Below are 24,520 nucleotides of genomic sequence, written 5' to 3'. Positions count from 1 at the left end.
TATAATAAAAGGAAAGCGTGATGGCAAAAAATGATTTACTGGGTACTTCCTTATGGGAAGCTTACTCAAATAAAGTAACAACCTTAATGAACAATCCAAATCATCAAGGCGAAATTACAGAAGAAGAAGCAGCTGCACATGGCAATAAACTTATTGTTGCAGATTTTGGTGCTGAGAGTTGCGGTGATGCTGTTCGTTTATATTGGGAAGTTGATCCAAAAACAGATAAGATTGTAGATGCAAAATTTAAAAGTTTTGGGTGCGGAACTGCTATTGCAAGTTCAGATATTATGACTGAGCTTTGTATCGGCAAAACGGTTGATCAGGCAGTAAAAATAACAAATATTGATGTTGAGTTTGCTCTAAGAGACAATCCTGAAACTCCGGCTGTTCCACCTCAAAAAATGCACTGTTCTGTTATGGCATATGATGTAATTAAAAAAGCGGCAGGATTGTATAAAGGTGTTGATGCTGAGAGTTTTGAAGATGAGATAATAGTTTGTGAATGTGCTCGTGTTAGTTTAAAAACTCTTCAAGAGGTTATTAGGCTAAATGATTTAACTACAATTGAGCAGATTACAGACTATACAAAAGCAGGCGGGTTTTGCAAAAGCTGTATTAAACCTGGCGGACATGAAGAAAGGGAGTACTATTTAGTGGATATTTTAAGAGACACGCGTCGTGAAATGGATGAGGAAAAGATGAAAGCAGCAGCTGATGCCGGTGCAAAAGGTGATTTTGAGTCGATGACTCTTGTTCAACAAATTAAAGCTATTGATGCAGTGATTGATGAGAATGTTCGTCAATTTTTAATTATGGATGGCGGAAATATGGAAGTAATTGATGTAAAACCAAGTGATGAGTATGTGGATGTTTATATAAGATATTTAGGCGCATGCAGCGGCTGTGCTTCATCTGCAACAGGAACTCTTTATGCAATAGAATCAACTTTAAAAGAGAAGCTTTCTAAAAAAATAAGAGTATTGCCGATATAATTTTTATACGGTGCCGGAATGATTTCCGCCATCGTATCTGTTAAACTCTAGTTTTTAAGTATTTTTTTGCAGGGATTAAGAAGTGGTGAATTTTCGCCCATATATCTCTTGTCTAAAACCGCAATTTCACACTCAAGCCAAATTCCAAACTCTTTATAAACTCGTTTTTGCGCCTCTTGAATTAAAAAAACAGCTTCATCAAAAGTGCCGTTTTGTACATTTACTAAAAAATTTGCATGCTTTTTGCTAAACTCCATTCCGCCTACTCTAAAACCTTTTAAACCAACTGCTTCTATTAATCTGCCGGCATAATCACCTTTAGGGTTTTTAAAACAGCTTCCGGCGCTTGGATTGGATGGTTGATTTGAGCGCATAACTTTAAACATTGTGACTTTTTCTTTGTCAAATCCATACACTAGATTAAAAGAAGCTTCTAAAATCGGAGTTTTTATATTTGTAAATCTATATCCGTAATTAATCTCTCTTTTTTGTAAACTTCCTTCGCATGTGAGTATAGAGATAAGATGATTAAATATTTCATACTCTTTTAGTCCTGCATTCATAAATACAAGACCGCCCAATGTTCCAGGCAGATGCGAGAGAAATTCAAAATTTGCAATATTGTGTTTTTTGCAAAATGAAACAATCTTTCCCGATGGTGTCGCCGCACCTATAATTAAAGTGTTGTCTTTTATTTTGATGTAATCATATTTTTTGTCAAGTTTTAAAAGCGGCGGAGGTTGTGTACCTATCAAAATATTATTGCAGGCACCCAAGAGGTAATAATTTTCATATTTAGTATTGCAATTCTGCAGCAGTGAAACCTCTAAAGTATCCCCGATTTTTATAGAAGAAAATTTAGAGAAATTTATATTTTGTTTTTTCATCGTTTTATAAAAACTAATAGTGAAATATATATTTTTTTGCAAAATATATCAAATGTTTAGCACTCATTACGAGTATCTAAGCTCTTTATATTCAGTTGGTATCATAAAATCTTCAACTTTTATAAGTGAATCATAAAAGCCGTGTTTGTAGCCTATCTCAAAGAGTTTATTTATTGCTTTGAATTGTGTCTCATTTAGTGTTATTGAGTCATCATTTGCATAAAGTTCAAGATATTTATCCAGTGTAGATGCATCTATACGAACCAGATCTCTTTCTAAAAGCATTTGTGATAATTTATGTTTATGATCTCTTGCAACTTTTACAGCTTTTGTGAGTGTTTGTTCATATTCTATAGATTTGTTAAGCGGAACTGAGCGGCTAATTGCCATGCCGCCAAGAGGAAGAGGAAGATCTTTTCCCGCCAGCTCTTGCCATATATCCCACATTTCACATTCAACTTCCAGTTTGCTGTCATAGGTTAAAATACTCTCATGGATTAAAACGCCGGCATCAACTTTGCCATCTAAAACAGCTTGTTCTATCTCTAAAAAATTCATGTAGGTTATTTTGGCATCAGGATAAGCGATGCGAAAGAGCAAGGCATTTGTAGTATGTTTGCCGCTAAGAGCAACTTTAAAATTAGATTTTAGAGTCGCTCCTCTTTTTTTAATAATTTTTGGTCCGTATCCATCACCGAAACTTACTGCAGTTCGCAGCAGTGCATAATCTTTTCTAATATGAGGATAAAGTGCAAAGCTAATAGCAACTATTTCATATTCACCATTTAAGGCTTTTTCATTCAGGGTTTGTATATCTTCGGCGATATTGTCAAACTTTGTGTTATTCATATCTACCCAGCCAAATTTTATAGCATAGTACATAAATATGTCATCAGCGTCAGGAGAGTGTGCAATTAATGTTTTTTTCAAATTAGGTGCCTATTATAGATAGAGATTAAAAATATAAACTAAATTTTAACCAAATAAGGATAAAATCTCACTAATTTATATAGAAATTTCTATATAAAAATATGACAATTTGCAATATTTTTATATAAAAAAATAAAGTTGTCATATAATAAGTCTAAATTTAATATAAGAGAGCCAACAATGGACGCAAATAAACAAAAATCATTAGACTTAGCTATGAAACAGATTGATAAAGCATTCGGTAAGGGTGCGCTTATGAGACTTGGTGATAAAGAGATAATACCTATAGAGTCGATTAGCACAGGCTCTCTTGGACTTGATCTGGCACTTGGTATAGGCGGAATTCCACAAGGAAGAGTTGTTGAAATATATGGACCTGAGAGCTCAGGAAAAACAACTTTAGCACTCCAGATAACAGCAGAGTGTCAAAAAAAGGGCGGAGTTTGTGCCTTTGTTGATGCAGAGCATGCACTTGATGTCGCTTATGCTAAAAATTTAGGTGTTGATGTTGACAATCTTCTTGTATCTCAGCCGGATTATGGTGAACAAGCTTTAGATATAGTTGAAACTATTGCTCGCAGCGGCGCAATTGATTTAATAGTTATCGATTCGGTTGCAGCGCTTACTCCTAAGTCTGAGATCGAGGGTGAGATGTCAGATCAAAATGTCGGTGTTCAAGCGCGTCTTATGTCAAAAGCACTTCGCAAACTAACGGGTATTTTGCATAAGATGAACTGTACAGTTATCTTTATCAATCAAATCCGCATGAAAATCGGCATGATGGGGTATGGTTCTCCAGAGACGACAACAGGCGGAAATGCGCTTAAGTTTTACGCTTCTGTTCGTATAGATGTGAGGCGTATAGCATCTTTAAAGCAGGGTGAGAGCCAAATAGGCAACCGTGTTAAAGCAAAAGTTATAAAAAATAAAGTTGCACCTCCATTTCGTCAGGCTGAGTTTGATATAATGTTTGGAGAAGGTATTTCAAAAGAGGGTGAGCTTGTTGATTATGGTGTTAAACTGGACATAATTGATAAAAGCGGTGCTTGGTTCTCTTATGGAGAAACAAAGCTTGGTCAAGGGCGTGAAAATGTTAAAGCTAAGTTTATAGAAGAGCCTGAGCTGGCTCGTGAAATAGAAGAAAAAATAAAATCAGCCATGGGCATAAGCAGTCTTATGACAATGGATACACTTGAGATAGAAGAAACTGATGTATAAGTAAAATAAAATCAGTATAAAAGTATAAAATTTCATAGAAAGAAGGGGTAGATAAATAATGTTTATAGATAATATCAGCGCAATAGAAGTAATGGATTCTCGCGGAAATCCAACAGTAAAAGCAACGGTAGAGTTGAGCGATGGAACAAAGGAGAGTGCTGTTGTGCCATCGGGTGCTAGTACAGGAAAGCGCGAGGCATTAGAACTTCGTGACGGCGGCGATAGATATATGGGAAAGGGTGTTCTTAAAGCGGTTGAAAATGTAAACAGTCAAATTGCCGATGTGCTTATTGGCCTTTCCCCTTTTAATCAAGCTGTAATCGATGCTACTATGAAAGAGCTTGACGGAACTGAAAATTATGGAAACTTAGGTGCAAATGCGGTTCTTGGAGTCTCTATGGCTGTGGCACGAGCTGCTGCAAAAAGCTTGGGTGTTCCTCTTTACCGATATCTTGGCGGAGCAAACGCTATGGTTATGCCTACTCCAATGCTCAATATTATTAATGGCGGCTCACACGCAGATAATTCTGTGGATTTTCAAGAGTATATGATTATGCCTATTGGATTTGAAGATTTTGCAACTTCACTTCAAGCTAGTGCAGAGGTTTATCACAATCTAAAAGCTATTTTAAAAGCTAAAAAACACAATACGGCTTTAGGAGATGAGGGCGGTTTTGCACCTGATCTAAGCTCAAATGAAGAGCCTATCCAGATCATTATGGAAGCGATAGAAAAGGCAGGATATAAAGCTGGAGAGCAGATGGCAATCGCTCTTGATGTTGCAGCAAGCGAACTTGTAGCAGATGGCGGATACAGACTTGATAGTGAAAACAGAACAGTTACTTCTGCGCAGCTTGTTGACTATTATGTTGACCTATGCTCAAAATATCCGATCGTATCTATTGAAGACGGTTTAAGCGAAGATGATTGGGACGGTTGGAAAATATTGACTGAAAAACTTGGCGATAAAGTACAGCTTGTCGGCGATGATCTTTTTGTTACGAACGCTAACATTCTCAATGAGGGAATCCAAAAAGAGATTGCGAATGCAATTTTAATTAAACCAAATCAAATTGGTTCGGTAAGTGAGACTATGCTTACGGTGCGTCTTGCTCAAAGAAACGGTTATAAGTGTGTTATGAGTCATCGTTCAGGAGAGAGTGAAGATGCTTTTATTGCTGATTTTGCTGTTGCACTAAACTGTGGTGAAATAAAAACAGGTTCTACTGCAAGAGGCGAGAGAACTGCTAAATATAATCGTCTCTTAGAAATTGAGAATGAAATAGTTTATGGTGAATATTTAGGTTTAACGCTTTTTAACTAGGCATATCTATGAACAATGAGGAACTTTTTGAAGGGATAGACGATACTCAGAGTATTACTCAAAAATATTTCGGTTTATCTTTGACAAAGTTCTTAATGCTCGTTTTCTTAGTTTTTGCTACAGGAATCTATATTGGTATACTTTTGTATGGAACAAATTCTTTAGAGGTTTTTTTAGGACTTCAGGATTATGAAGAGTATTTGCAAAGTGAGATACAGAGACTAAGAACAGAGAACGCAGAGCTGCAAAAAGAGTATTTTGAATTAAAAGAGATCTCTGCAAAGTAGTTTTATAGTTCTCTTTTGTATAATAGATGCAGATAAATGAAAGGGGTGAGTTTGATTAAAATTTTGTTTATATCTTCTTTATTGTTTGTATTGTTAAATGCTAGAGAAAATCCTTTTTTCCCTTTTGAAGGGGAAGAAGACAATTTTTTAATAACAAATGAAAACAGAACAAATTTACCGCTACAAAGGGCGACAATCACTCTTCCTGAACAAGCCAGAATACTACAAAAAGTAACATTAGAGTTTAAAAATGATGACGGAACAGTAACAAGTAAAAGTATAGAGCTTAATAATTCTGTTGATTGGCATCTTCCGATTTTTATATCACAAAGCTATATTGAGCCTCAAAAAAATATTCTGCTAAAAGCCACATCTTCTAAAAAGAGAGCAAATGAAAAAAAAGAAGCATATAAAAATATTTTATCTATAAAATACCTATCTCTCTTTTCACTAGATACAAATTTAAAATTAGTAACATCAGATAAAATAATAAAAGATTTTTTACTTGAAAATCCATACAAAATAGTTATTGATTTTAAAAGAGATACAGATTTAAAAAGTTATGTGAAAAAAAATCCAAAAAATGTTTTTAAGGAAATTAGGGTAGGAAGTCATAAAGGTTACTATAGAGTTGTTATAGAAATTGAAAAATATAAAAGCTATAAACTTGAAAAAACCTCTGAAGGGTATCTTATAAAATTAAAATAAGCATATTTAAAAATAGTAGTTTACATTAATCTTAAAAGTATTTTCTGAATCTTGTTGGTTAAAATAATTTCTCTCTTTATAATCATATTTGAATTTTAATTGAATATTTTGTGATACTTTAAAATTTTGTGAGATTCCCAAAAGATATTGTGTGTCACCGCTGTCATACCATCTTCTAGTAGCTTCTATATTTGTGTTCATATAACTATACATATCAAAAACAGCACCGATACTGCCACCTATTGCAGATTTTACCTCTCCATCAAGATAGAAAAGTGGGTCTGCCATAATGTAGATATAGCCCATTTTATTTCCCCAGCTTAAACCTATGCCTACAGTGCCTATAAAACTAGTTGTAGAATCAAGTGAATTTCTATCCCATCCAAATTTTGTTCTCCAAGAGAAATTTTCAAAAAATTCAGATCTTTGAGCTAATGAAACAATAGAGAGTATTGTCGCATTTTCAACTTCTAAATCATCATCTGAATAAGAAAGTTCGAGATTCATAAACTCTATTTGAGTTCCTCTTAAAAATCCATAGCTACTATCTTCAAGATCATGATATGCAGGGCGAATACCTAAAAACCCAATAACATCGCCGTCTCTTAAACCAGCACCGATGGTTGTTTTTATAGCACGATGACTCTCAATGGGATTTGGAGGAGTTTTAATATCTAGCTTTTCACCTTGTCCAAGTGTAGCTCTTGCTTTTGAGAGTTCATGGAAAAGTTTTAAATATCTCTTTTTTTCTATTTCGCTTTTGCTGAATTTATACTCAAGCAGTTCTATTGATGCTTCCATAATATATCTTTTTTGCTGTGTGTTTATATCTGAGTTATTCATGATTTTATCTATCTTCATCTTTGAATCACTAAGCAAAATAGGCATTTTTATATATTTTTTATCTATTAGCTCTTCATATTTTAAAAGAGTAGTTCTTTTAGAAGGTCTAAAAAAATTCTTTATTATTATATTTTCTAAGTTAGTTGCATGAGCAGTTTCAAGGGGAATTACCTGATAGTTAAAGTACTCTCTTAAATGTAGTGACGGCCTTGCTGTCTCTAGAAGCCAAAGCATATTGTAAGAGCAGTTTTCGGTAAAAAAATAGTAGTAAGAGCGTGTCTCATTAAGTTCCCAAATATGCTTTATCATCCTAAGAACCTCCTCTTCACTAAGGTCTAGGTCATACTCCCAAATATCTCTTTGTTCGCTGTCTCTATACTCTTTAAGTTTATCATAGTAGGGAAGCAGTGAGTATCTTCCATAGTAGCCTCCAAAAAGTCCTTTTACTGCAAAGAGTACACCATTTTCTTCGTCTGGATTTGCATCGGCAGCATAATTTACGGCATAAGAGAGAAGTTTGGAGTTGTATGCAGAGTTAATGCGTAAGAAAGTGTGTCCAAACATAGAAGCGGGTGAGTTGATATGCGCGGATGGGAAAACCAATGTAACAGACTTGGGATTTAATCTATTTACTATAGTGTTGTACTTTTGGCATGCTACTTCTGGAAGTTGCGTTATATTTAACTCTTTTTTAAGCCAGTCTTTTCTTGCCGGAAATCTGCATGCAGTTGCATTGTCATCAAAGTTACTTTCATTGAAAAGAGCATCAATTGTTGCATTTAATTCGCTGTTTGCATTGGTTTTTCCATCTTTTGCAATAAAAAACCTATCATCGTCTATTTCACTGATTCCTTTTTCCATGTGCAGCAGCAGATGCCAATATCGCGATTGTGATAAGTTTAATTCTTGTGCTTTTTGTTTGTAGATATCCGCGGAAGCATTTAAGAAAGTTAAGCAAAAAAGAATAAACAAAAAAAATTTAAGTAAAATGAAAAAATCCTAAAATTAATATCCGAAAATAGGGTATAACCAAACAAAAAATATGTTTGGTTATCTGTTTTTATAGAGTTGTAGCAGAGATGTTATCAAGTACATCAGCCATTTCTACATTTTGGCTTGTGTAAATTTTATTGTAATTTTCTTGAAGTGATGCACAAAAAGTAGCTTTGTCAGATATTTCTAAAAGTTCTGCTAAAGTATCAATACTTTCACCGTGTCCAATAGCAATCTCTTTTGCAAGTTGATCCATATTTGAAGCTACAAACTCTTGAGCTCTCTCATTCATAACGAATTTAGTTTTTTCACAGCCTAAAGTTCCTGATGTGATACCAAATGTTTGATTTCCGAAAATCCCGTTTGTGGTCGCCTGAAGTGCCAGCATAATCGCAGTTGAATCATCTTTGATAATCATTGAACCAAGACCACACCCTGTTTGATTGTTTACATTAGCCATCATTGAAGAGCTTAATGCCACAACTGCCGCTAAGCTTACTAAAATTTTTTTCATCTAATATCCTTTTAAATTTAAGATAAAACTATTGTAGGATTTATTAGCTTAATCAAAAATTAGTTTTTATTTAGCTCTTCATCTCTCCAATACTTTGTTCCTTGAATTGTAGCTTGCAGAGCCAAACCGTTTTGTGTCAGCTTGTAGAGTCTTACACCCGGAGCAACAGTAATTGCCGCATTGATTGAACCGCCTTTGTCTTCGTATTTTGCAGCAGCATCAGCCTGTGCATTTGCCTCCCAGCCGGAGTTTACAAAAGTGTCATAAGCTTTTTTGTTCTCAAAAAGAAAAACGGCTCTAAAATCTTTCACGCCCAATCCTAAACCAACACCTCCAGAAGCCATATTCATATAGGTATTTACTCCTGTTTTGTTGTTATGTGCAAGACCTTTTCCTCCCTCTGCAGAGAGGAGGATAAGATTTACTCCGACATTGCTAAATGTAGCATATCCGTAAGAGCGAAACACCATTCTTTTTGCTTCTGGGGCATATTTATATAATAACTGCAGGGTTTGGTTGCTCTGCTCAATGCGATTTGCCCTCTCAAGCCTGTTCTCTTCGCGTACTTCATTTTTGCTCTTACCCGACCAAAAACCGTTGAATAGTATAACAATAAGAAGTAAGCTAAAAATAAGTTTTAAATGTTTCATCAATCGCCACCTTTGATATTTGTCAAAATAATAATATCATAATTTATTTAAATAGATAAATTAGTTATAATAAAAAATATTAAGTAAGAAGGTTGTTCTTTGTGTAAATTATGGAATTAAAGTATGAATAAATTTTTATTGTTTATAACTATTATTGTTTCAATAGTAAATGCTGAAGTTATTGAAATACAATCTTGTGTTGATAAATTTTATGAATTTAACTATGAAACGCCTGATGGAAATAAGATTGAAATACCAAAACAGACTACATTGATTATAGCAACTTTTGAAAAAGATATGGGTGTTTTGGTAAATGAATATCTACAATCTCAAAATCAAGCCTATTTGTTAAAGCACAACCTTGTATTTATAGCAGATTTAAGCACTATACCTGCATTTTTTAGAAAAATGTTTATTTTGCCTAAGTTTAAAAAGTATAGACATCATATTTATATGACTTTTAATAGTAAATTTAAAAAAACAGTTCCGAATGAAGAAGGTAAAGTTACTTTTTTTAGAATAGAAAATGCAAAAATAGCAGATATATCTTATGCATCAACACAAGAAGAACTTAAAGCAGCGATTGAAAAATAAATTTTATGCCTAATCGCTTTGGTATAATTGTAAAAATAATTCTATATATTAAGATAAAGCAAAAATGAATAAACTAGAAGAGTACTTAAATGCCCATGAGCGAAGTGAAATCCATCCTTCAGATATAGCAAAAATATTAAAACAGCTTGATGATGCTGAATTTAGTGCAGCAATAAAACTTGTACCAAAAGATTTAATAGGCGATGTGGCACTTGCTCTCCCAGATAGATATTTTGATGATATTGTAGAAAATCTCAGTGTTGATGAGTTAAAACATGCAGTATCTGAACTTGAATCAGATGATCAAGTTGATTTTATGCATGAACTTGAAGAGCTTGATGAAAATATTGCTTCTGAAGTTTTTGATACTCTTGATGAAGAGGACAGAAAAGAGATAATCAAACTTCAAACATATGAAGAAGAGGAAGCCGGTGCATATATGCAGCTTGAAATATTCACGGCTTATAAGAATGAGATTGTGCATGATGTTATTAGAAGATTTGCAGAACTTAGAAAATCCAAAGTAATAGAAAATATCCAAAATCTTTTTATTGTAAGCAGTGATAATAGACTTCTTTATACGGTTGGCTTGGATGATTTGCTGGTTTTTGATTTTAAAAAAACACTATTGGAAAATATAGAACAGAGTGAAGATAGTTTTGAGCCTAAAAAAGCAGAAGATAGAGAAAATATTAAAGATGTAGTACACTATTTTGAGGAGTATGATCTCTCTGTTATGCCGATTGTCAATGCGTATGGAATCTTGCTGGGGCGCATAACTTCGGATGATATCTATGATATTATCAATGAACATGCAACTGAGCAGATGTATCATTTGGCTGGAGTTGATGATGATGCTGAAGAGTATGATGAGATATTTAGAGCAGGTAAAAAAAGAGCATCATGGCTTGGAATAAATCTTTTTACAGCTATATTTGCCTCAATGGTTATTGGTCTTTTTGCTGATACGCTAGAGAGCATGGTTGCGCTTGCCGTTTTAATGCCTATTGTTGCTTCAATGGGCGGAAATGCGGGAACACAAAGCTTAACAGTTGTTGTAAGACAGCTGGCTCTTGGAGGGATCTCTAAAGGCGACGCTATGCGGATAATTAAAAAAGAGATTCTTATATCGCTTATGAATGGATTGATTTTTGCGGTTGTTATGGGTATAGTAGCTGCAATATGGTTTAATATAAATATGCTGGGAGTTGTTATTGCTTTAAGCATGGTGATAAATTTGTTAATGGCAGGTTTTTTCGGAGCCGCTATTCCTCTTTTTCTTAAAAAAATAGATATTGATCCTGCAATCGGCAGTACAGTAATTTTAACTACGGTAACTGATGTTGTAGGCTTTTTTAGCTTTTTGGCTTTAGCAACATATATATTATTATAGAGTTGATGATTTTATGATACAAAAAATTAAAAAGTATTCCACAACTAACAGACTGGTTTTTTTAGGGATTGTTTTAGGGGTGCTTTTTGGAATTTTTTTACCGGAAATGGCACTAAAACAGCAAGTTATAGGGCAGATTTTTATCAGTTTTTTAAAAATGTTGGTAGTGCCGCTGGTTTTTTCAAGCATATATGTCTCTATAATGGGACTTGGAAACTTACAGAGTCTAAAAAATATCGGGCTTAATACAATTGGCTTATATCTTTTGACAACCGCATTGGCAGTTCTTACTGCTATAACAGTTATGAATATTGTACCTATAGGAAATGAGATATCAGTGCAAGGTTTGGAATACTTAAAAGCTTCTGAAGTAGCGCCGTTTTCTTTTGATGCAATGATACTTAGTTTTATTCCAACAAATATATTTCATGCTTTGGCAGAGGGATCTATGATGCAGATTATCGTTTTTTCGGCTCTTTTTGCCATAGCCTCTTTGCACCTGAAAAAAGAGAGACAGCTTCTAATGCTTGATTTTTTTAGTGCTGTAACAAATGCGATACTTATAATGGCAGAGTGGGTTATTAAGATGACACCTATAGGTGTATTTAGTCTTATCTCTTATGTGATCGCTGAGCAAGGTGTTGATGTTATTGTTGGGTTGTGGAAATATGTAGTGATGGTTATATCTGTTTTGCTTGTTCATGCTCTAGTAACTTTACCTGCGATATTGGGCTTTTTTGGCCGTGTCAACCCCTTTAAATATTTGAGTGATGTTCGCGAAGCTTCGATAATGGCTTTTTCTACTGCATCAAGTACAGCAACACTTCCTGTATCTATGCGTGTTGTAGAGGAGGTTGGCGGAGTTGATAAAAAAAATGCATCTTTTGTTCTTCCTCTTGGAGCAACGGTTTCTATGGATGGAACAGCGGCATATTTAACAATAGCCGTTCTTTATATTTCTCATTTGGCAGGTGTTGATTTAAGTTTTGCGGATCAATTTCTTTTAGGAGTAACTGTTGTTGCTCTAAGTGTCGGCGTTGCAGCTTTGCCCAGCGCTTCTTTGGTTATGATGGTTGTTATTTTGAATCAGCTTGGCTTGGCAGTTGAATATATAGCTTTAATTATTGCAGTTGATAGAATTTTAGATATGGCTAGAACATCTTTAAATGTTACATCTGATTTGGTTGTTGTAAAAATTGTTGATCAATTACAAAAAATTAAAAAGCAAAATGTATAATTGTAAAAAAAGAAAAGAGTTTGCATGTTAAAACTTATATTGGTTGGAATTATATTGTTGCTTACTTTGGAAGCAGATAACAAAGAAGCCCTAGAAGCTTTTAAAAAAAGTGATTATGTCAGAGCCTTTGAGTTATATGAAAAGAGTGCAAAAGAGGGTGATACAACGGCACAGAGCGCTCTTAGTTATCTCTACGCAAATGGCTTGGGAGTAGAAAAAAATATTGATAAATCTATATATTGGCTGCAAAAGGCAGCATATGGCAACAATTCTGCAGCTCAATATGATCTTGGTATGATCTATTTGGGAGGTAACAATGTTAAAAAAGATACAAAAAAAGCGTTTGAGTATTTAAGTAAATCATCTGAACAAAACAATTCTAATGCCCAATACAATCTTGCGCTTATGTATTATAACGGTGATGGAGTTGATGCAAATGTAACAAAATGTGTAGAGTTACTGGAGCGTGCCGCAAGTGCAGGACATCAAAAAGCCGAACAAAATGTTGGGCGAATCTATATGCAGCTTCTTAAGTTTGAAGAGGCTTCTAAGTGGCTTGAAAAAAATGCGAAAGACGGAGATGAGAGTGCCTATTATCTTCTTGCAGAACTATATTGTCAATTAGAAGAGTTTGATAAAGCAAAAAAGTGGGCGCAAAAAGCTATTGATATTGGAGATAAAGAGGCAGAAATACTTTATAAAGAGTATAAATTAGAAAAATATTAGTAGTAAAGATTTTTTAAAATCTCTACATAGGAGTTATTTTATACCCAGACCCATATATATTGTGAATAGTATTATCTGGAAGTTTTGTACGAATTCTTTTCATAAGTGATGTTATGGCATGCATTGAAAACTCTTTTTTCTCTTTTCCTTCGTGAAGAAATTTAAAAATTTCTTCGGCAGAAAAGCAGTGGTTGGGCTGAGAAAAAAGTAGTTTTAAGAGTAAATTTTCCATTTTTCTAAGTTTAATCTCTTTAGAGCCAGTCCAAAGTGTATTTGTGTCATTATCCCAGTAAGTAGTATCATTAATATAAGTTCGATTTGTAGTTTTTCGGATTAATTCTACTGTGTCAAAGAGTACCTGCTTTAATACATCCGTTTTTATTGGTTTGATAAGGTATGTTTCAAGATGAAGTTTTATTGCTTTAAGAAGTTTCTCCTGCTCAGAGTGAGCACTTATTACAATAATTTTGGTCTCTTGATCATCCTTTCTTATTTTGGCAATCATATCAAGCCCATCAAGATTGGGCATATAGATATCTGTTAAAATAATATTTGGTCTCTTTTGTTTATAAATATCATACGCTTCATTTCCACATGCTGCCGTATAAACTCTGCTAAAAAATATCTGCAAATATTCAGATAGAGTTTCACGCAATTCTGTTTCATCTTCAGCCAGTAGAATAGATATATCTTTAATTTTATTGATTTTCATTTCTCATCTTTATGGTAAATTTTGCTCCAATTTTTTCATTGTTAATATTATATATGTTTTTTGCATTTAAAGAGCCATTCATATTCTCTTCTATAATCATTTTTGCTATATGCAGACCAAGACCGGTTCCCATTGATTTATGTTTTGTAGTAAAATAGGGATCAAATATTTTATTTAAATTTTTTTCATTAATCCCTCCACAATTATCCTCTATTGTAAGAGTTGCATAGTCAGAATCTCTATAAAGTGAGATTTTTACATCTGTATTTTTTAAATTTTTTATTGTTATTAAATCATTTATATTGGATAAAATTGAGACTATTACTTGAATAAACTCATTTATTAGTCCATAAATTTTATATTCATTATTAATGAAAAGATTTAATTTAACGCCTCTTTCATTAGATTTTATATTTACAATGTCAAGCGCTTTTTCTACAGCTTCGCATACGCTAAACCAAGATTTCTCTTTGTTTGGGGTATAGTAAGTCATAAAATCTTCTATCGTTTCAGACATATATATAACGCGTTTTTCCATTTTTTCTAATTTATCAGCTATCTCATCTTCGTTAAGCAATCCTGCTCTGTTTTTTTCTTTTAAGATTGCTAATGAAGTGTTGATAATTGCTAAAGGCTGCCGCCATTGATGTGCTATATTTCCAATCATTTCACCGATTTCTGCTCTTTTTGACTGTTCAAAAAGAAGTAAGTTACGCTCTTTTAAAGCGCGCTCTTTCTTTTGCAGCTCTTTTATAATGTCTATTAATTCTTGATTATACTTCTCTTCTATATATAACCCACAATCAAGATTTTTCATATCTTCAATCAATTTTGGGATATATTTTTTCTCTATCATAGAACCATGTTGAGGTGCTATTAAATTGATATCAAGTTTTTCTATTTTAGAAAGAGCATAATTAAAAATATCTTTACTCGGCATATACTCCTTATGAAAAAGTTTTGCTTTTTCAAAATATGTCTCATCTGCATAAAAATCCCAAGACTCTTCAAGACCTCCAAAAATATCACCTGAAAACAGAACCTTTGAATCTGGTTCGTATGTTACAAATGCACCGGGAGAGTGACAGTATGGTGTTGTCAAAAAATCTAGTTTTAAACCGTTTGAAGTTAGCAGAGTATAGTTGTTTTTGTCTATATTATAGTAGCTTGATGTTATTAGATAGTGTTTAATTAAAAGAGATATTCTAGAGTGGGTTACTATCTGCAGATCTGCTCTGTTGATAAGCTTTTCAATCTCCGGAACTGCAGCTGCTAAGTCTGGATCTTGATGATGCAGTATAATATATTTGACGGCATTAATATCAATAATGCTTTTTACTTTTCTTATTGTCTCTTCAAACTCAAGCATGGAACCTGGATCAATAAGAATCGATTCGTTTGCATTTTTTATAAGGTAGGGATGGCACTGAAAAGGATCATCTTTTAAGTGCATACCAACCCAGTAGATATTTGGTGCAATTAGCACTGCTTCTGAAGTATTAAGGTGTTTAGACATTTTCTCCAAACCATTTTAACTGTTCTCTTAATTGTACTACTTTGCCGACAACTATAAGTGCAGGAGTAGGAATATCATTTGTTTTTTCAACTATATTTTCAAGTGTTCCTACAACTACAATTTGCTCTTTTGTTGTTCCTTTTGATATAACAGCACATGGATAATCATTTGGTTTGCCAACCTCTATAAGCTTTTTAGATATTTCCGGAAGGTTGTGCAGACCCATTAAAAAAACAATAGTATCATCAGTTTTGAAATTTTTCCAAGGAATTTGGGACTCTTTTTTATTTGGAGATTCATGTCCTGTTACAACTCTAAAACTAACTGCAACACCCCTATGTGTCACAGGTATTCCGGCATATGCAGGAGCGCTTATGGCAGATGTTATTCCGGGGATTATGTCATATTTAATTCCGCGCTCTTGAAGATAAAGCGCCTCTTCTCCGCCGCGTCCAAATACAAAAGGATCCCCTCCTTTTAAGCGAACTACATTTTCATGTTTTAATGAATTTTGATAAATTATTTCATTAATATCATCTTGAGGAACAATATGTTTGCCATCTTCTTTTCCTACATAAACAAAATGGCAGCCATTTTTTGCCTCTTTTAGGATATCCGGATTGGCCAAGCGGTCATATATTATAACATCAGCCTCTTTTATAACTCTAAATGCTTTTAAGGTTAAAAGTTCTATATCACCCGGACCGGCGCCTGTTAAATAAACTTTGCCCATTATTTTGCCTCTTCGTAAATAAATATACCTGATGGTTTTTTAACATTAAATATTTCGCGGGAAAGATACCAATCTTTTGTATTTATAACCGCTATTTTATTTGTATCGTTTACGGATACATAAAGATTTGGTCTGTTACCCGACCATCTAATATGTAAAACTTTTCCATCAAATTCAAATCTTTTAATAATTTCAAGAGTTTTTGTATCAATAATTTGAATTACAGGAAATTTTTCACCACTAAATGTAACAGCCATATATTTTTTGTCGGGGCTAAGTGCAGTAAAGACCGGAAGACCTTCTGTCTCGATATTTTTTACAAATTTAAAATCAGAAGTGTAAACTAAAACTTTGTTATCTCCAACTGCAGGAATAAAGACATTCTCATCACTTATGCTCCAAAATCCAAAATGAGGAACTTTTAAAACTGGTTTTCTGTCTCCAAGTAAAATTTTGATTTTTGAGTACTTCATAGTATCCAAATCTACAACACCAAAAAAATCACTTTTGAAAAATCCTGTGATAAAGTTGTTGTTTTTTATCATTGCATCAAAAGGCATAACTCCAACATTTTCAAACTCTTTGTATATTTCAAAATGCGGTAGATCTTTGCCCTCATTTTTATCTTTTAGTACAGTAATTTTGTCATTATTCATTTGGGAGAAAACAAGATAATTTTTATATTTTTTTATACCTACATTTTTTGAACCTGTTTCAAAAGACTGAATAGGATTCAAATCTCTATCTAAAATATCAACACTTTTTTTAGCATAGTTTGCAACAGCTATGTAATTTTTCGCTACCGTAAAGCCAATAGCGCTGTCACTTGTTTTGCGCTCTTTGAGTATTTTTTCTGCTTCAGGGTCAAATTTTACTATATACCCGTCGCGTGAAATAACATAGCCGTCTTTGTCATAAAATTTCACAACACCGTGGTTCATATTATGAACTCCAGTTAAATAGCCTTTTGTCATGCCTTGCTCTATTATTGCTAAGGATTCGTCTTCTCTCTCAACGACAAAAAATTTCTCTTGCGTATTTAACATTGCAAGTACAGGATTTACTCCTTTTGCACTTAAAGTGGTGAAAATGGCCGCAATTAATGAGGCTCCCAGTAAAATTTTTTTTGTTCTCATTAATGCTTCCTTCTCTCTTGTTCAGTTAAATAACATGATGGATCTTCACTCCATAAATCACCTGTAATAGCATAAGCTCTTGCTCTTGAGCCGCCGTTGCATATATCTATCTGTTGGCAGTTTGAACATATACCGCTGATTTGTGTTCTTGGATGAATGCGCAGTTGGTCTAGAAGCTCACCGCCTTTCCAAATATCACCGAAGTTTTGTTCTATTATATTTCCAATGGTTAATGGGAAGAATGGATCCGGTCTTACATCACCTTCGCTGTTTATATTTAAAAGTTTTCGTCCGGCACTGTTTCCGCCCCACTTAACCAAACGCTCTCTCATTGTATCTTTTAGTTCAGGATATTCAAGAGCAAATCTATCTAAAAACAGAACTGCATCTTGTTCCATATTTCCGGTTACTATCTCAATGTCTCTGCCTGTTTTATGATATTCAAACGCTTTGTCAAGGATAAACTCTACAGATTTTCTTCTCTGCTCTTTTGAGAGGTCCATTTTTAAGTTGTCTAAACCACGACCGGAGTAGACAAGATGAGAAATATAGATTTTTGGAATATTCTCTTTTTCAGCTAAGTCAAAAATGTACTCTAAGGAATTTACCGTATCTTTTGTAAGAGTAAAACGGATCCCGATTTTAGCTCCGGTTTCTATAGCAAGACGAACAGCTTTAAGCGTTTGGGTAAATGCACCTTTTAGTCCGCGGAAATAGTCATGAGTAGGTTCATCTCCATCTATGCTTACACCGACATATGTAAATGTGTCCACTATGCGCTGTATATTTCCTGTTGTAAAATAGAGGCCGTTGCTGGAGAGATAGGTGATGATTCCATTCTCTTTGCAAAAATCGGCAATTTCAAAAAGATCTTTTCTTGTAAGAGGCTCGCCGCCAGAGAAGATGATAAATTTTACGCCGTTTTCTTTCATCTCTAGTATTGTTTTTTTAATCTGCTCAGTTGTTAAAGTATCAACTTCATCTAATGTTGATTTAGAGTAGCAGTGAAGACATGAGAGGTTGCATCTATTTGTAAAATTCCATATTGCTATTGAACCCCCAAGAACTCTTTCTGGCTTGTCTTCAACAACTGAAGATATTAAATTGGATAATCTAAACATTATTTGCCTTTATATAAGAGTACATATTTTGCAATAGCCTCTCTCTCTTTGTCGGTTAGTTTAATTTTTGTCATAACTGTTCGTTTGTACCCAAAAGCCTTATACATTGATTCAGGGTCTAAAATATAAGCTTGTATCTCTTCATATGTTCGCTTGGAAGCAATTTCACTAAAAGATGGACCGAAAGCTTCAGCACTCTGGTGATGACAACCCCAGCAATAAGTTTCAAAAACTTTCTTTCCGTCCAACTCATTTGCAGATAAAAATGAAATTAAACTCAATATTACTGCTATAATTTTTTTCATAATTTTTCTTTTGCTTTGATATATTATTTTAACTAAAATAAGCTTGAATTATGGCTTATAAATGTCATAAATTACAAATTTTACATAATGATTTATAGTTATGTATGCATTAATTTTAGTTAAATAATTTAGATTTTGTGATAAAAAAAGACTTTCCCCAGCAAGGGGGAAAGAATAAGTTACACCTTTATTGAAAAGAGAGCAGATGCAACAATTTGGAAATTATGCTCCAGGAATAGTTTGTCTATGCTCGATAGAGTATGTAAAAGTAGGAGTTGTTAAGCCATTGATATATTTAACAAATTTACCTGTTTTTGCTTCATAGATACCGATACGACCTGCATTCCACTCAGAAATCATAGTCCAGTGACCGTGATTAGCCGGTTCAGCATGTAAAATTCTTGGAACTATTACTTTACCATTTTCATCTTTAACAGTTGGAACTTTCCATTTGTATAAAATTTTGTGAGTTACAGGATCCATAACAGTACCTTCAGTTGTACCAACTGTAAGTATTCTGTCTAATTCAAGAGTTTGTTTGTTGATCAAATGAACTTGATTCCAAACATCATCACCACCTAAAACATTATCTGCCCATAAAAATGGTGTATGCTCTGATGTACCTATAAATAATCCACCGCCGCCAGTTGGAATTTGACGAATTACATCAAAATGATCATCCCAGATAGTTACTTGACCAAGATTCATATTAACAGTTGCACCGAGCTGCTGTCCTAGAGTTTCATTATACCAAGAAGAACCTTGACCTGGGTGTGGCTTAGATGCAGGACCTGTATAGATTTTTGTTACTAATGATTTAGTTTTAAAATCAACTACACCGACAACATCACTTCCTTGAGAAGCGATAAATAAGTAACGACCAATCTCTTTACCTTCATTTAAGAAACCATCATGAAGAATATCACCGATATTTGGAATATCTCCAACGATTGGGAAATCAGGCTTAGAGTAGTCTACGATATAAACATGTCCACCATCTTTAAGTGCAAATGCAAAATAAGGACCGTATGGAGTATCGAAAATACCAGCTACACGAGATGAATCAATATTTCCATTTGGTTGAATAACACTTGAAGTAGGATAAACTTTTAACGGCTCAAGCGTCATAGCATCCATAAGCACAGCACCGCCCGGAGTGTAGTTACCAGCCATTAAGTATTTACCATCCGGAGAAACTGCAAGACCACGAGATTCAGAACCAACCTGACACTCAGCAATTTTTTGTTGGCCCGGAGTGTTAAGGTCGTACATTGTTACTAAACCTGAGCGAGAGATTGAGTAAGCATAACGAGGCTGACGCTTGTTTGTAACTGTTACATGGACAGCAAAACCTGCTGGATGTCTAGATAAAATTTTACCGCTTGTTCCATCAACAAACACTACGCGTTCAGCATCACGCTCTGTTACGAAACAGATATCCGTATTTTTCTTAACATCTACTGCTTTTGGATATTTTTTGAAAAATTCCATTCTGTCATTTAGAGGCTTCCAGCCATCTTTTACAGCATCAAGTGTAAGTTGTTTGATTACTCTGCCTTTAAAGTGTTGTAGATAATCAACCATTTTATCAGCATCAGCCTTGCTAAATTTATCTTTAAACTGAGGCATAGCTGTACCTGCTTTACCATTTAATATAGTTTCTGCAAGTTCATAAGCATTTTTTTTGCCAATCACACTTGGACGAAGATCTGAACCAACACCGCCTTCGTGATTAGGACCATGACATCCCTGGCACTCTTTTTCAAAAACAGCTTCTACATCCATACTTGATGTATCAGCAACTAATCCTGAACCAACGATTGCCATTGCAGCAACCGACATAACTAACTTGTTTAATCTCATTTTATTTCTCCTTTTTCAGAATTAGGAGTAGTTTAATCTTTTTTTACCAAATGTTTCTTGATACAAATCAATTTTTTTATTAGATTACAAAATTAAGATTTGTTTTATTATTTATGTAACTAAATGAGTCATATAAGCATATTGAAACTTTTGAAAGTATTTTTACATAAAAAATGCCTTATGTATAATTATAGAATATAGCGCACTGATAAAGAAAAAAGAGCAGTAGATAATAGAATTGTAATAATGTTAAAAACAAATTTTTGTTTTATATTGTTTCTATTATAAAGATGATAGACAAGACTTTACTTATATAATATTTAAGATATAAGATAAGAAAACAGACAATTAGAATAAAAATGCTAAAAAATATTATGTAACTCTTTTTAAATTTTATTTTAAGTTTGGTGTTATATTATTCACTAATTAATTTTTATAAATAAAATTAATTTTTGTGAAATTTACTTAAAAAGCATAAAGGAAAAATATGAATAAAGCTTTATTAATAGTTGTTACATCTGTTGCAACTTTATTATTAACAACTGGTTGCAGTACATCTACAGGAGTTTCGAGTAGTCCTGATTTACAAAGCGGCGATAGAACAATTTGTAAAACAGCAATTCATACACAAGAGCACAGCAGTGACAAAGTTATGCAAATCATAAAATCTGCCGGCGAAAAAGAGGGATGGAGAATGACCCCGTTTAAATCAAATGCTATAATCGCTGAGAAGTTTGTTGATGGAGAGATGATTTCAACAACAATTACATTTGCAAAAGAGCATATATCTTGCACAAAATGCAAAGAGTCTGAAGATGAGTTGAAAATCTTGAGAGCAGCGATAGTTGATGAATTAAAAAAAGAAGATGCTCACCATTGAGTTAATCATTTACTTTCATTCACCTAGATGATTTTAATTATCTAGGGGTATTATAAATATAATAAAAATTTTGTACTAAATAAAACTCTCTTTCATAATTTAATATCTCTTTTATTATTTCATATTAAGCAAATAGTTATATCATACGAAAAAATAAAAAATTTAAAAGTAGAGAAAAATGGATTTTTTTAAGTATATTCATGCAGTAGGAACCGGAGCAAAAGCTAATAGAGATTTAACTTTTGAAGAATCAAAAGATATGATGAGTCAGATTTTAAATCAATCAGTTTATAGTGAGCAGATAGCTGCTTTTTTACTTGGATGGAGACTCAAGCCTGAAACAACACAAGAATTTAGAGGTGTTGTTGAAGCATGTGATATGTTTATTGAAAAAACACCGGTGGCAAATTCTATAGAACTGGGATACCCCTTTGACGGTAAGGTAAATAACCCTTTTATGTTTCCTCTTATTGCAAAAGTTTTAGAAAACTCAGCTTTGAATCTTGTAGTCGTCGGAGATGATTTAGCACCTGCAAAAAAAGGGATTACACTAAAAGAAGTCGCAACAAATATAAAACTGAATAAAAATATATACTATTTTGACAGAGCAGATTTTTTTAAAGAGATGCATAATTTAACAGACCTTCGCATGAGACTCGGTCTTCGTACGGGATTAAATACAATTGAGAAATTGACACATGTAGGAGAGAGCGAATACGCAATCACGGGAGTATTCCATAAACCGTTTGTAAAAAAATATGTTGAAATTTTTGCTCATAAATATAAAAGACTTGCCTTAATTCAAGGGAATGAGGGAACTCCTGAACTCTTTAGCAAAGGGCGTTTATGGATTGTAAATGGATCTGATGTTGAAGAGTTTATAGTAGATCCGCAATATTATGGTATAAATTATTCAAAATCTTGGGAAAAAATAACTTTGCAAGAGTCCTTGGAGCAGACAAACAATCCCTCTGATGGTTTATTAAAGCTGGCACGATTAAATGCGGCTGTTTTTCTTTTTGTGGCACAAAAAGCCAGTAGTATAGATGAAGCTTATGAAAAACTAAATGGATAAGTTCTCTAATCATATAAAAAATATTTTACATGGATTTTTTTTGGCAATTGGGACAACGATTGCTGAACCGTCAACTATTTTACCTCTTATTGTAAATTATTTTGGCGGAAGTTCTATGCTTGTCGGATTTTTTGCATCTTTGCTTCGAGGCGGAGCTGTCGTAGTGCAGCTTTTTGCCGCATTTCATGCACAGAGCTATACCCGTATGCTGCCATATCTGCGTAAAATCTTTTTTATTAGATTTATATCATGGTTTTTTATCGGCGTTGCCATTATTCTTTTTGGTGAAAATTATCCAAATATAACACTGGCTTCTATCGGATTTGGACTTTTTATGTTCTCCTTTAGTGCAGGTTTTGCAGCAATCTATTTTAGAGAGATAATGGCGAAGATTTTTTCTCATAAATTTCGTGGAAAAACTATGGCATATCGTCAGTTTTTCAGCGGAGCAGGAGGACTTTTAAGCGGTGCTTTTGCAGCATGGATACTTGAATCGTTTGATGCACCGCAAAGCTACGGCTATCTTTTTATAATAAGTTCTTTTATTATGGGTTTTGGTTTTTTTGCTTTTTCTTTAGTTGATGAACCGATAAAAAAAGAAGTTTCTAAAAAAGAGAGAACATTTAAAGAGTTTTTACAAAATTCCTATCTGCTTTTAAAAGCGGATAAGAATTTGCAAATACAGGTTGTTACCTTTCTTTTAGCATACGGATATCTTATCGCTTTGCCATTTATCATACTTGATGCCAAGCAAAAGATAGACCTTGGAGGTGTGGCAATTGGTTCTTTGATAACAACACAAATGGTAGGCGCAATGATTAGCAACTTTTTATGGGGTAATCTGAGCGGAAAAGGGCGAAACACATTAACGGCAAAATTTTCAATAATAATGCATGTTTTTGCTGTTATTTTAGCAGTTTATGCGACTTCTTTATATGAGTATATGATTATCTTTTTTTTAATCGGTGCTTCAATTGATGGTAATCGTATAGCATCTAGCAATCTTATATTAAAGATTGCACCTGCTGAAAAAAGACCTGTTTACATTGCTCTTCAGATGAACATCGTCTCTTTGGGTCTATTTTTTTCAATTATCGGCGGGGTAATTTTGCACTATTTAAACTATACAGTGCTTTATGGCAGTTCAATAATGGTGCTTCTTGCAGCATTATATTTGTCTTTTAAATTAAAAGATTAGATGTTGTAGAGATCTTTTTTTAAAATAAGATGATTTTTGGTCTGTTTTTTTTCAGCTTAATCCATAATATCACAGCTTTTCTATAATTTATTTATCACTCCAGCTGTTGATATAATTTTGTGCTTTTTTATCAAGTATTTTCATTCTCTCTTTGCCTTTTGGCAAAGTTTTTCTTAACTCTTTCATCTCTTGCAAAAATTCGCATATATTAGAAGGTATTAGTTTTTGAAGATATCTTTTTAAATGTTTTGCAACCGCCGGTGATGATCCTGATGTAGATATGGCAATAGTTAAATCATCTTTTTTTATATATGAGGGAAAAATAAAATCACAATATTCTGTTGAATCAACAGAGTTGCAAAGGCATTTATACTGTTTTGATTCTTCAAATATTTCAGCCTGTAGCGGGATGTTGTCAATGGCAATAATGACTATATCAAACTCTTTGATATCACCCTTTTGATAACTTCTTTTTTCAAAATGAAGTTTTTTTTCTTTAATTACAGTACTCATTTCATTTGAGAATTCAAGTGCAATAAGCGAAATGTTTGAGGTGAAATCTAAGAGATGTTCTAATTTTTTAAAAGCTATACAACCGCCGCCGATAATAAGAACTTTTTTATTATCAAGTTTTAAAAAAGCTGGAAAGTAATTCATTTTTTTCTTTCTTATATTCTTTTGT

25 protein-coding genes are annotated in these 24,520 nt (G+C 33.6%); 12 read left to right on the top strand and 13 right to left on the bottom strand.

Translation table 11 applies throughout. The features are described 5' to 3' along the window. Nucleotides 1–20: 20 nt before the first annotated feature. Nucleotides 21–995: an iron-sulfur cluster assembly scaffold protein gene (locus FJR47_RS09245; protein ID WP_152300154.1), complete on the top strand. Its 975-nt coding sequence runs from the start codon at nucleotides 21–23 to the stop codon at nucleotides 993–995. 47 nt (nucleotides 996–1,042) lie between these two features. On the opposite strand, the gene FJR47_RS09240 is transcribed toward FJR47_RS09245, so the two are convergent. Together FJR47_RS09240 and FJR47_RS09235 are read right to left on the bottom strand one after the other, a co-directional pair. Beyond that, on the bottom strand, nucleotides 1,043–1,882 hold the full coding sequence (locus FJR47_RS09240) for a UDP-N-acetylmuramate dehydrogenase (RefSeq protein WP_152300153.1): 840 nt from the start codon (nucleotides 1,880–1,882) through the stop codon (nucleotides 1,043–1,045). A 66-nt stretch (nucleotides 1,883–1,948) separates the two neighbouring features. Beyond that, nucleotides 1,949–2,764, bottom strand: a complete 816-nt coding sequence (locus tag FJR47_RS09235) for a menaquinone biosynthesis family protein (RefSeq protein WP_430738916.1) — start codon at nucleotides 2,762–2,764, stop codon at nucleotides 1,949–1,951. Nucleotides 2,765–2,992: 228 nt separating this feature from the next. Between FJR47_RS09235 and recA the strand changes: the two genes are divergently transcribed. Genes recA through FJR47_RS09215 form a run of 4 tightly spaced genes read left to right on the top strand, consistent with a single transcriptional unit; the run spans nucleotide 2,993 to nucleotide 6,349 of the window. After that, the gene (gene recA / locus FJR47_RS09230; protein ID WP_152300151.1) at nucleotides 2,993–4,030 is read left to right on the top strand and encodes a recombinase RecA; all 1,038 of its coding nucleotides are present in this window, start codon (nucleotides 2,993–2,995) and stop codon (nucleotides 4,028–4,030) included. Nucleotides 4,031–4,088: 58 nt separating this feature from the next. Continuing rightward, nucleotides 4,089–5,354: a phosphopyruvate hydratase gene (gene eno / locus FJR47_RS09225; protein WP_152300150.1), complete on the top strand. Its 1,266-nt coding sequence runs from the start codon at nucleotides 4,089–4,091 to the stop codon at nucleotides 5,352–5,354. 8 nt (nucleotides 5,355–5,362) lie between these two features. Further along, nucleotides 5,363–5,641 carry a bZIP transcription factor gene (locus FJR47_RS09220; protein ID WP_152300149.1) on the top strand — a complete coding sequence of 93 codons (279 nt, stop codon included), beginning with the start codon at nucleotides 5,363–5,365 and terminating at the stop codon, nucleotides 5,639–5,641. 51 nt (nucleotides 5,642–5,692) lie between these two features. Beyond that, entirely contained in the window at nucleotides 5,693–6,349 is a 657-nt protein-coding gene (locus tag FJR47_RS09215; protein WP_152300148.1) for an AMIN domain-containing protein, read from the top strand. Nucleotides 6,350–6,355: 6 nt separating this feature from the next. Here the strand turns inward: FJR47_RS09215 and FJR47_RS09210 are convergent, their stop codons facing one another. The 3 genes from FJR47_RS09210 to FJR47_RS09200 all read right to left on the bottom strand — a co-directional run bounded on the left by FJR47_RS09210 (nucleotide 6,356) and on the right by FJR47_RS09200 (nucleotide 9,349). Then, a complete protein-coding gene (locus FJR47_RS09210; protein WP_152300147.1) occupies nucleotides 6,356–8,053 on the bottom strand; it encodes an Lnb N-terminal periplasmic domain-containing protein in 1,698 nt (565 codons plus the stop codon). A gap of 199 nt (nucleotides 8,054–8,252) precedes the next feature. Continuing rightward, nucleotides 8,253–8,699, bottom strand: a complete 447-nt coding sequence (locus FJR47_RS09205) for a DUF3015 family protein (RefSeq protein ID WP_152300146.1) — start codon at nucleotides 8,697–8,699, stop codon at nucleotides 8,253–8,255. 59 nt (nucleotides 8,700–8,758) lie between these two features. Beyond that, nucleotides 8,759–9,349 carry a lipid-binding SYLF domain-containing protein gene (locus FJR47_RS09200; RefSeq protein ID WP_152300145.1) on the bottom strand — a complete coding sequence of 197 codons (591 nt, stop codon included), beginning with the start codon at nucleotides 9,347–9,349 and terminating at the stop codon, nucleotides 8,759–8,761. A 123-nt stretch (nucleotides 9,350–9,472) separates the two neighbouring features. On the opposite strand from FJR47_RS09200, the gene FJR47_RS09195 reads away from it, so the two are divergent. The 4 genes from FJR47_RS09195 to FJR47_RS09180 all read left to right on the top strand — a co-directional run bounded on the left by FJR47_RS09195 (nucleotide 9,473) and on the right by FJR47_RS09180 (nucleotide 13,299). After that, nucleotides 9,473–9,943, top strand: coding sequence for a hypothetical protein (locus FJR47_RS09195; protein ID WP_152300144.1), 471 nt, complete (start codon nucleotides 9,473–9,475; stop codon nucleotides 9,941–9,943). A gap of 64 nt (nucleotides 9,944–10,007) precedes the next feature. Further along, a complete protein-coding gene (gene mgtE / locus FJR47_RS09190) occupies nucleotides 10,008–11,336 on the top strand; it encodes a magnesium transporter (RefSeq protein WP_152300143.1) in 1,329 nt (442 codons plus the stop codon). A 13-nt stretch (nucleotides 11,337–11,349) separates the two neighbouring features. Next, nucleotides 11,350–12,573, top strand: a complete 1,224-nt coding sequence (locus FJR47_RS09185; RefSeq protein ID WP_152300142.1) for a dicarboxylate/amino acid:cation symporter — start codon at nucleotides 11,350–11,352, stop codon at nucleotides 12,571–12,573. A gap of 24 nt (nucleotides 12,574–12,597) precedes the next feature. Then, a complete protein-coding gene (locus FJR47_RS09180) occupies nucleotides 12,598–13,299 on the top strand; it encodes a tetratricopeptide repeat protein (protein ID WP_152300141.1) in 702 nt (233 codons plus the stop codon). Between the two features lie 22 nt (nucleotides 13,300–13,321). Here FJR47_RS09180 and FJR47_RS09175 read toward each other — a convergent pair whose 3' ends face one another. The 7 genes from FJR47_RS09175 to FJR47_RS09145 form a co-directional block, all read right to left on the bottom strand. After that, nucleotides 13,322–14,011 carry a response regulator transcription factor gene (locus FJR47_RS09175; RefSeq protein WP_152300140.1) on the bottom strand — a complete coding sequence of 230 codons (690 nt, stop codon included), beginning with the start codon at nucleotides 14,009–14,011 and terminating at the stop codon, nucleotides 13,322–13,324. Continuing rightward, complete coding sequence (locus FJR47_RS09170) at nucleotides 13,998–15,527, bottom strand: oxygen-binding di-iron domain-containing protein (protein WP_152300139.1); 1,530 nt, start codon at nucleotides 15,525–15,527, stop codon at nucleotides 13,998–14,000. The genes FJR47_RS09175 and FJR47_RS09170 overlap by 14 nt, the downstream gene beginning before the upstream one ends. After that, complete coding sequence (cobA, locus tag FJR47_RS09165; RefSeq protein WP_152300138.1) at nucleotides 15,520–16,260, bottom strand: uroporphyrinogen-III C-methyltransferase; 741 nt, start codon at nucleotides 16,258–16,260, stop codon at nucleotides 15,520–15,522. Before cobA ends, FJR47_RS09170 begins: the two co-directional genes overlap by 8 nt. Further along, complete coding sequence (locus tag FJR47_RS09160; protein ID WP_152300137.1) at nucleotides 16,260–17,396, bottom strand: cytochrome D1 domain-containing protein; 1,137 nt, start codon at nucleotides 17,394–17,396, stop codon at nucleotides 16,260–16,262. The genes cobA and FJR47_RS09160 overlap by 1 nt, the downstream gene beginning before the upstream one ends. Continuing rightward, nucleotides 17,396–18,517: a radical SAM/SPASM domain-containing protein gene (locus FJR47_RS09155; protein ID WP_152300136.1), complete on the bottom strand. Its 1,122-nt coding sequence runs from the start codon at nucleotides 18,515–18,517 to the stop codon at nucleotides 17,396–17,398. The genes FJR47_RS09160 and FJR47_RS09155 overlap by 1 nt, the downstream gene beginning before the upstream one ends. Next, nucleotides 18,517–18,822: a c-type cytochrome gene (locus FJR47_RS09150; protein ID WP_152300135.1), complete on the bottom strand. Its 306-nt coding sequence runs from the start codon at nucleotides 18,820–18,822 to the stop codon at nucleotides 18,517–18,519. Before FJR47_RS09150 ends, FJR47_RS09155 begins: the two co-directional genes overlap by 1 nt. A 222-nt stretch (nucleotides 18,823–19,044) precedes the next feature. After that, nucleotides 19,045–20,685 (bottom strand): nitrite reductase, encoded by a 1,641-nt coding sequence (locus tag FJR47_RS09145; RefSeq protein ID WP_152300134.1) that lies wholly within the window; start codon nucleotides 20,683–20,685, stop codon nucleotides 19,045–19,047. A 487-nt stretch (nucleotides 20,686–21,172) separates the two neighbouring features. Between FJR47_RS09145 and FJR47_RS09140 the strand changes: the two genes are divergently transcribed. The 3 genes from FJR47_RS09140 (at nucleotide 21,173) to FJR47_RS09130 (ending at nucleotide 23,838) form a co-directional block, all read left to right on the top strand. Next, entirely contained in the window at nucleotides 21,173–21,565 is a 393-nt protein-coding gene (locus FJR47_RS09140; protein WP_152300133.1) for a hypothetical protein, read from the top strand. A 178-nt stretch (nucleotides 21,566–21,743) separates the two neighbouring features. Continuing rightward, nucleotides 21,744–22,640 carry a glycosyl transferase gene (locus FJR47_RS09135; protein ID WP_152300132.1) on the top strand — a complete coding sequence of 299 codons (897 nt, stop codon included), beginning with the start codon at nucleotides 21,744–21,746 and terminating at the stop codon, nucleotides 22,638–22,640. Then, the gene (locus FJR47_RS09130) at nucleotides 22,633–23,838 is read left to right on the top strand and encodes an MFS transporter (protein ID WP_152300131.1); all 1,206 of its coding nucleotides are present in this window, start codon (nucleotides 22,633–22,635) and stop codon (nucleotides 23,836–23,838) included. Before FJR47_RS09135 ends, FJR47_RS09130 begins: the two co-directional genes overlap by 8 nt. Before the next feature lie 87 nt (nucleotides 23,839–23,925). On the opposite strand, the gene FJR47_RS09125 is transcribed toward FJR47_RS09130, so the two are convergent. Further along, nucleotides 23,926–24,495: a precorrin-2 dehydrogenase/sirohydrochlorin ferrochelatase family protein gene (locus tag FJR47_RS09125; protein ID WP_152300130.1), complete on the bottom strand. Its 570-nt coding sequence runs from the start codon at nucleotides 24,493–24,495 to the stop codon at nucleotides 23,926–23,928. Nucleotides 24,496–24,520: the final 25 nt, after the last annotated feature.

This window comes from Sulfurimonas xiamenensis (assembly GCF_009258045.1).
In the GTDB taxonomy this organism is placed as follows: Bacteria; Campylobacterota; Campylobacteria; order Campylobacterales; family Sulfurimonadaceae; genus Sulfurimonas; species Sulfurimonas xiamenensis.
This window is presented reverse-complemented; position numbering and strand designations above follow the sequence as displayed.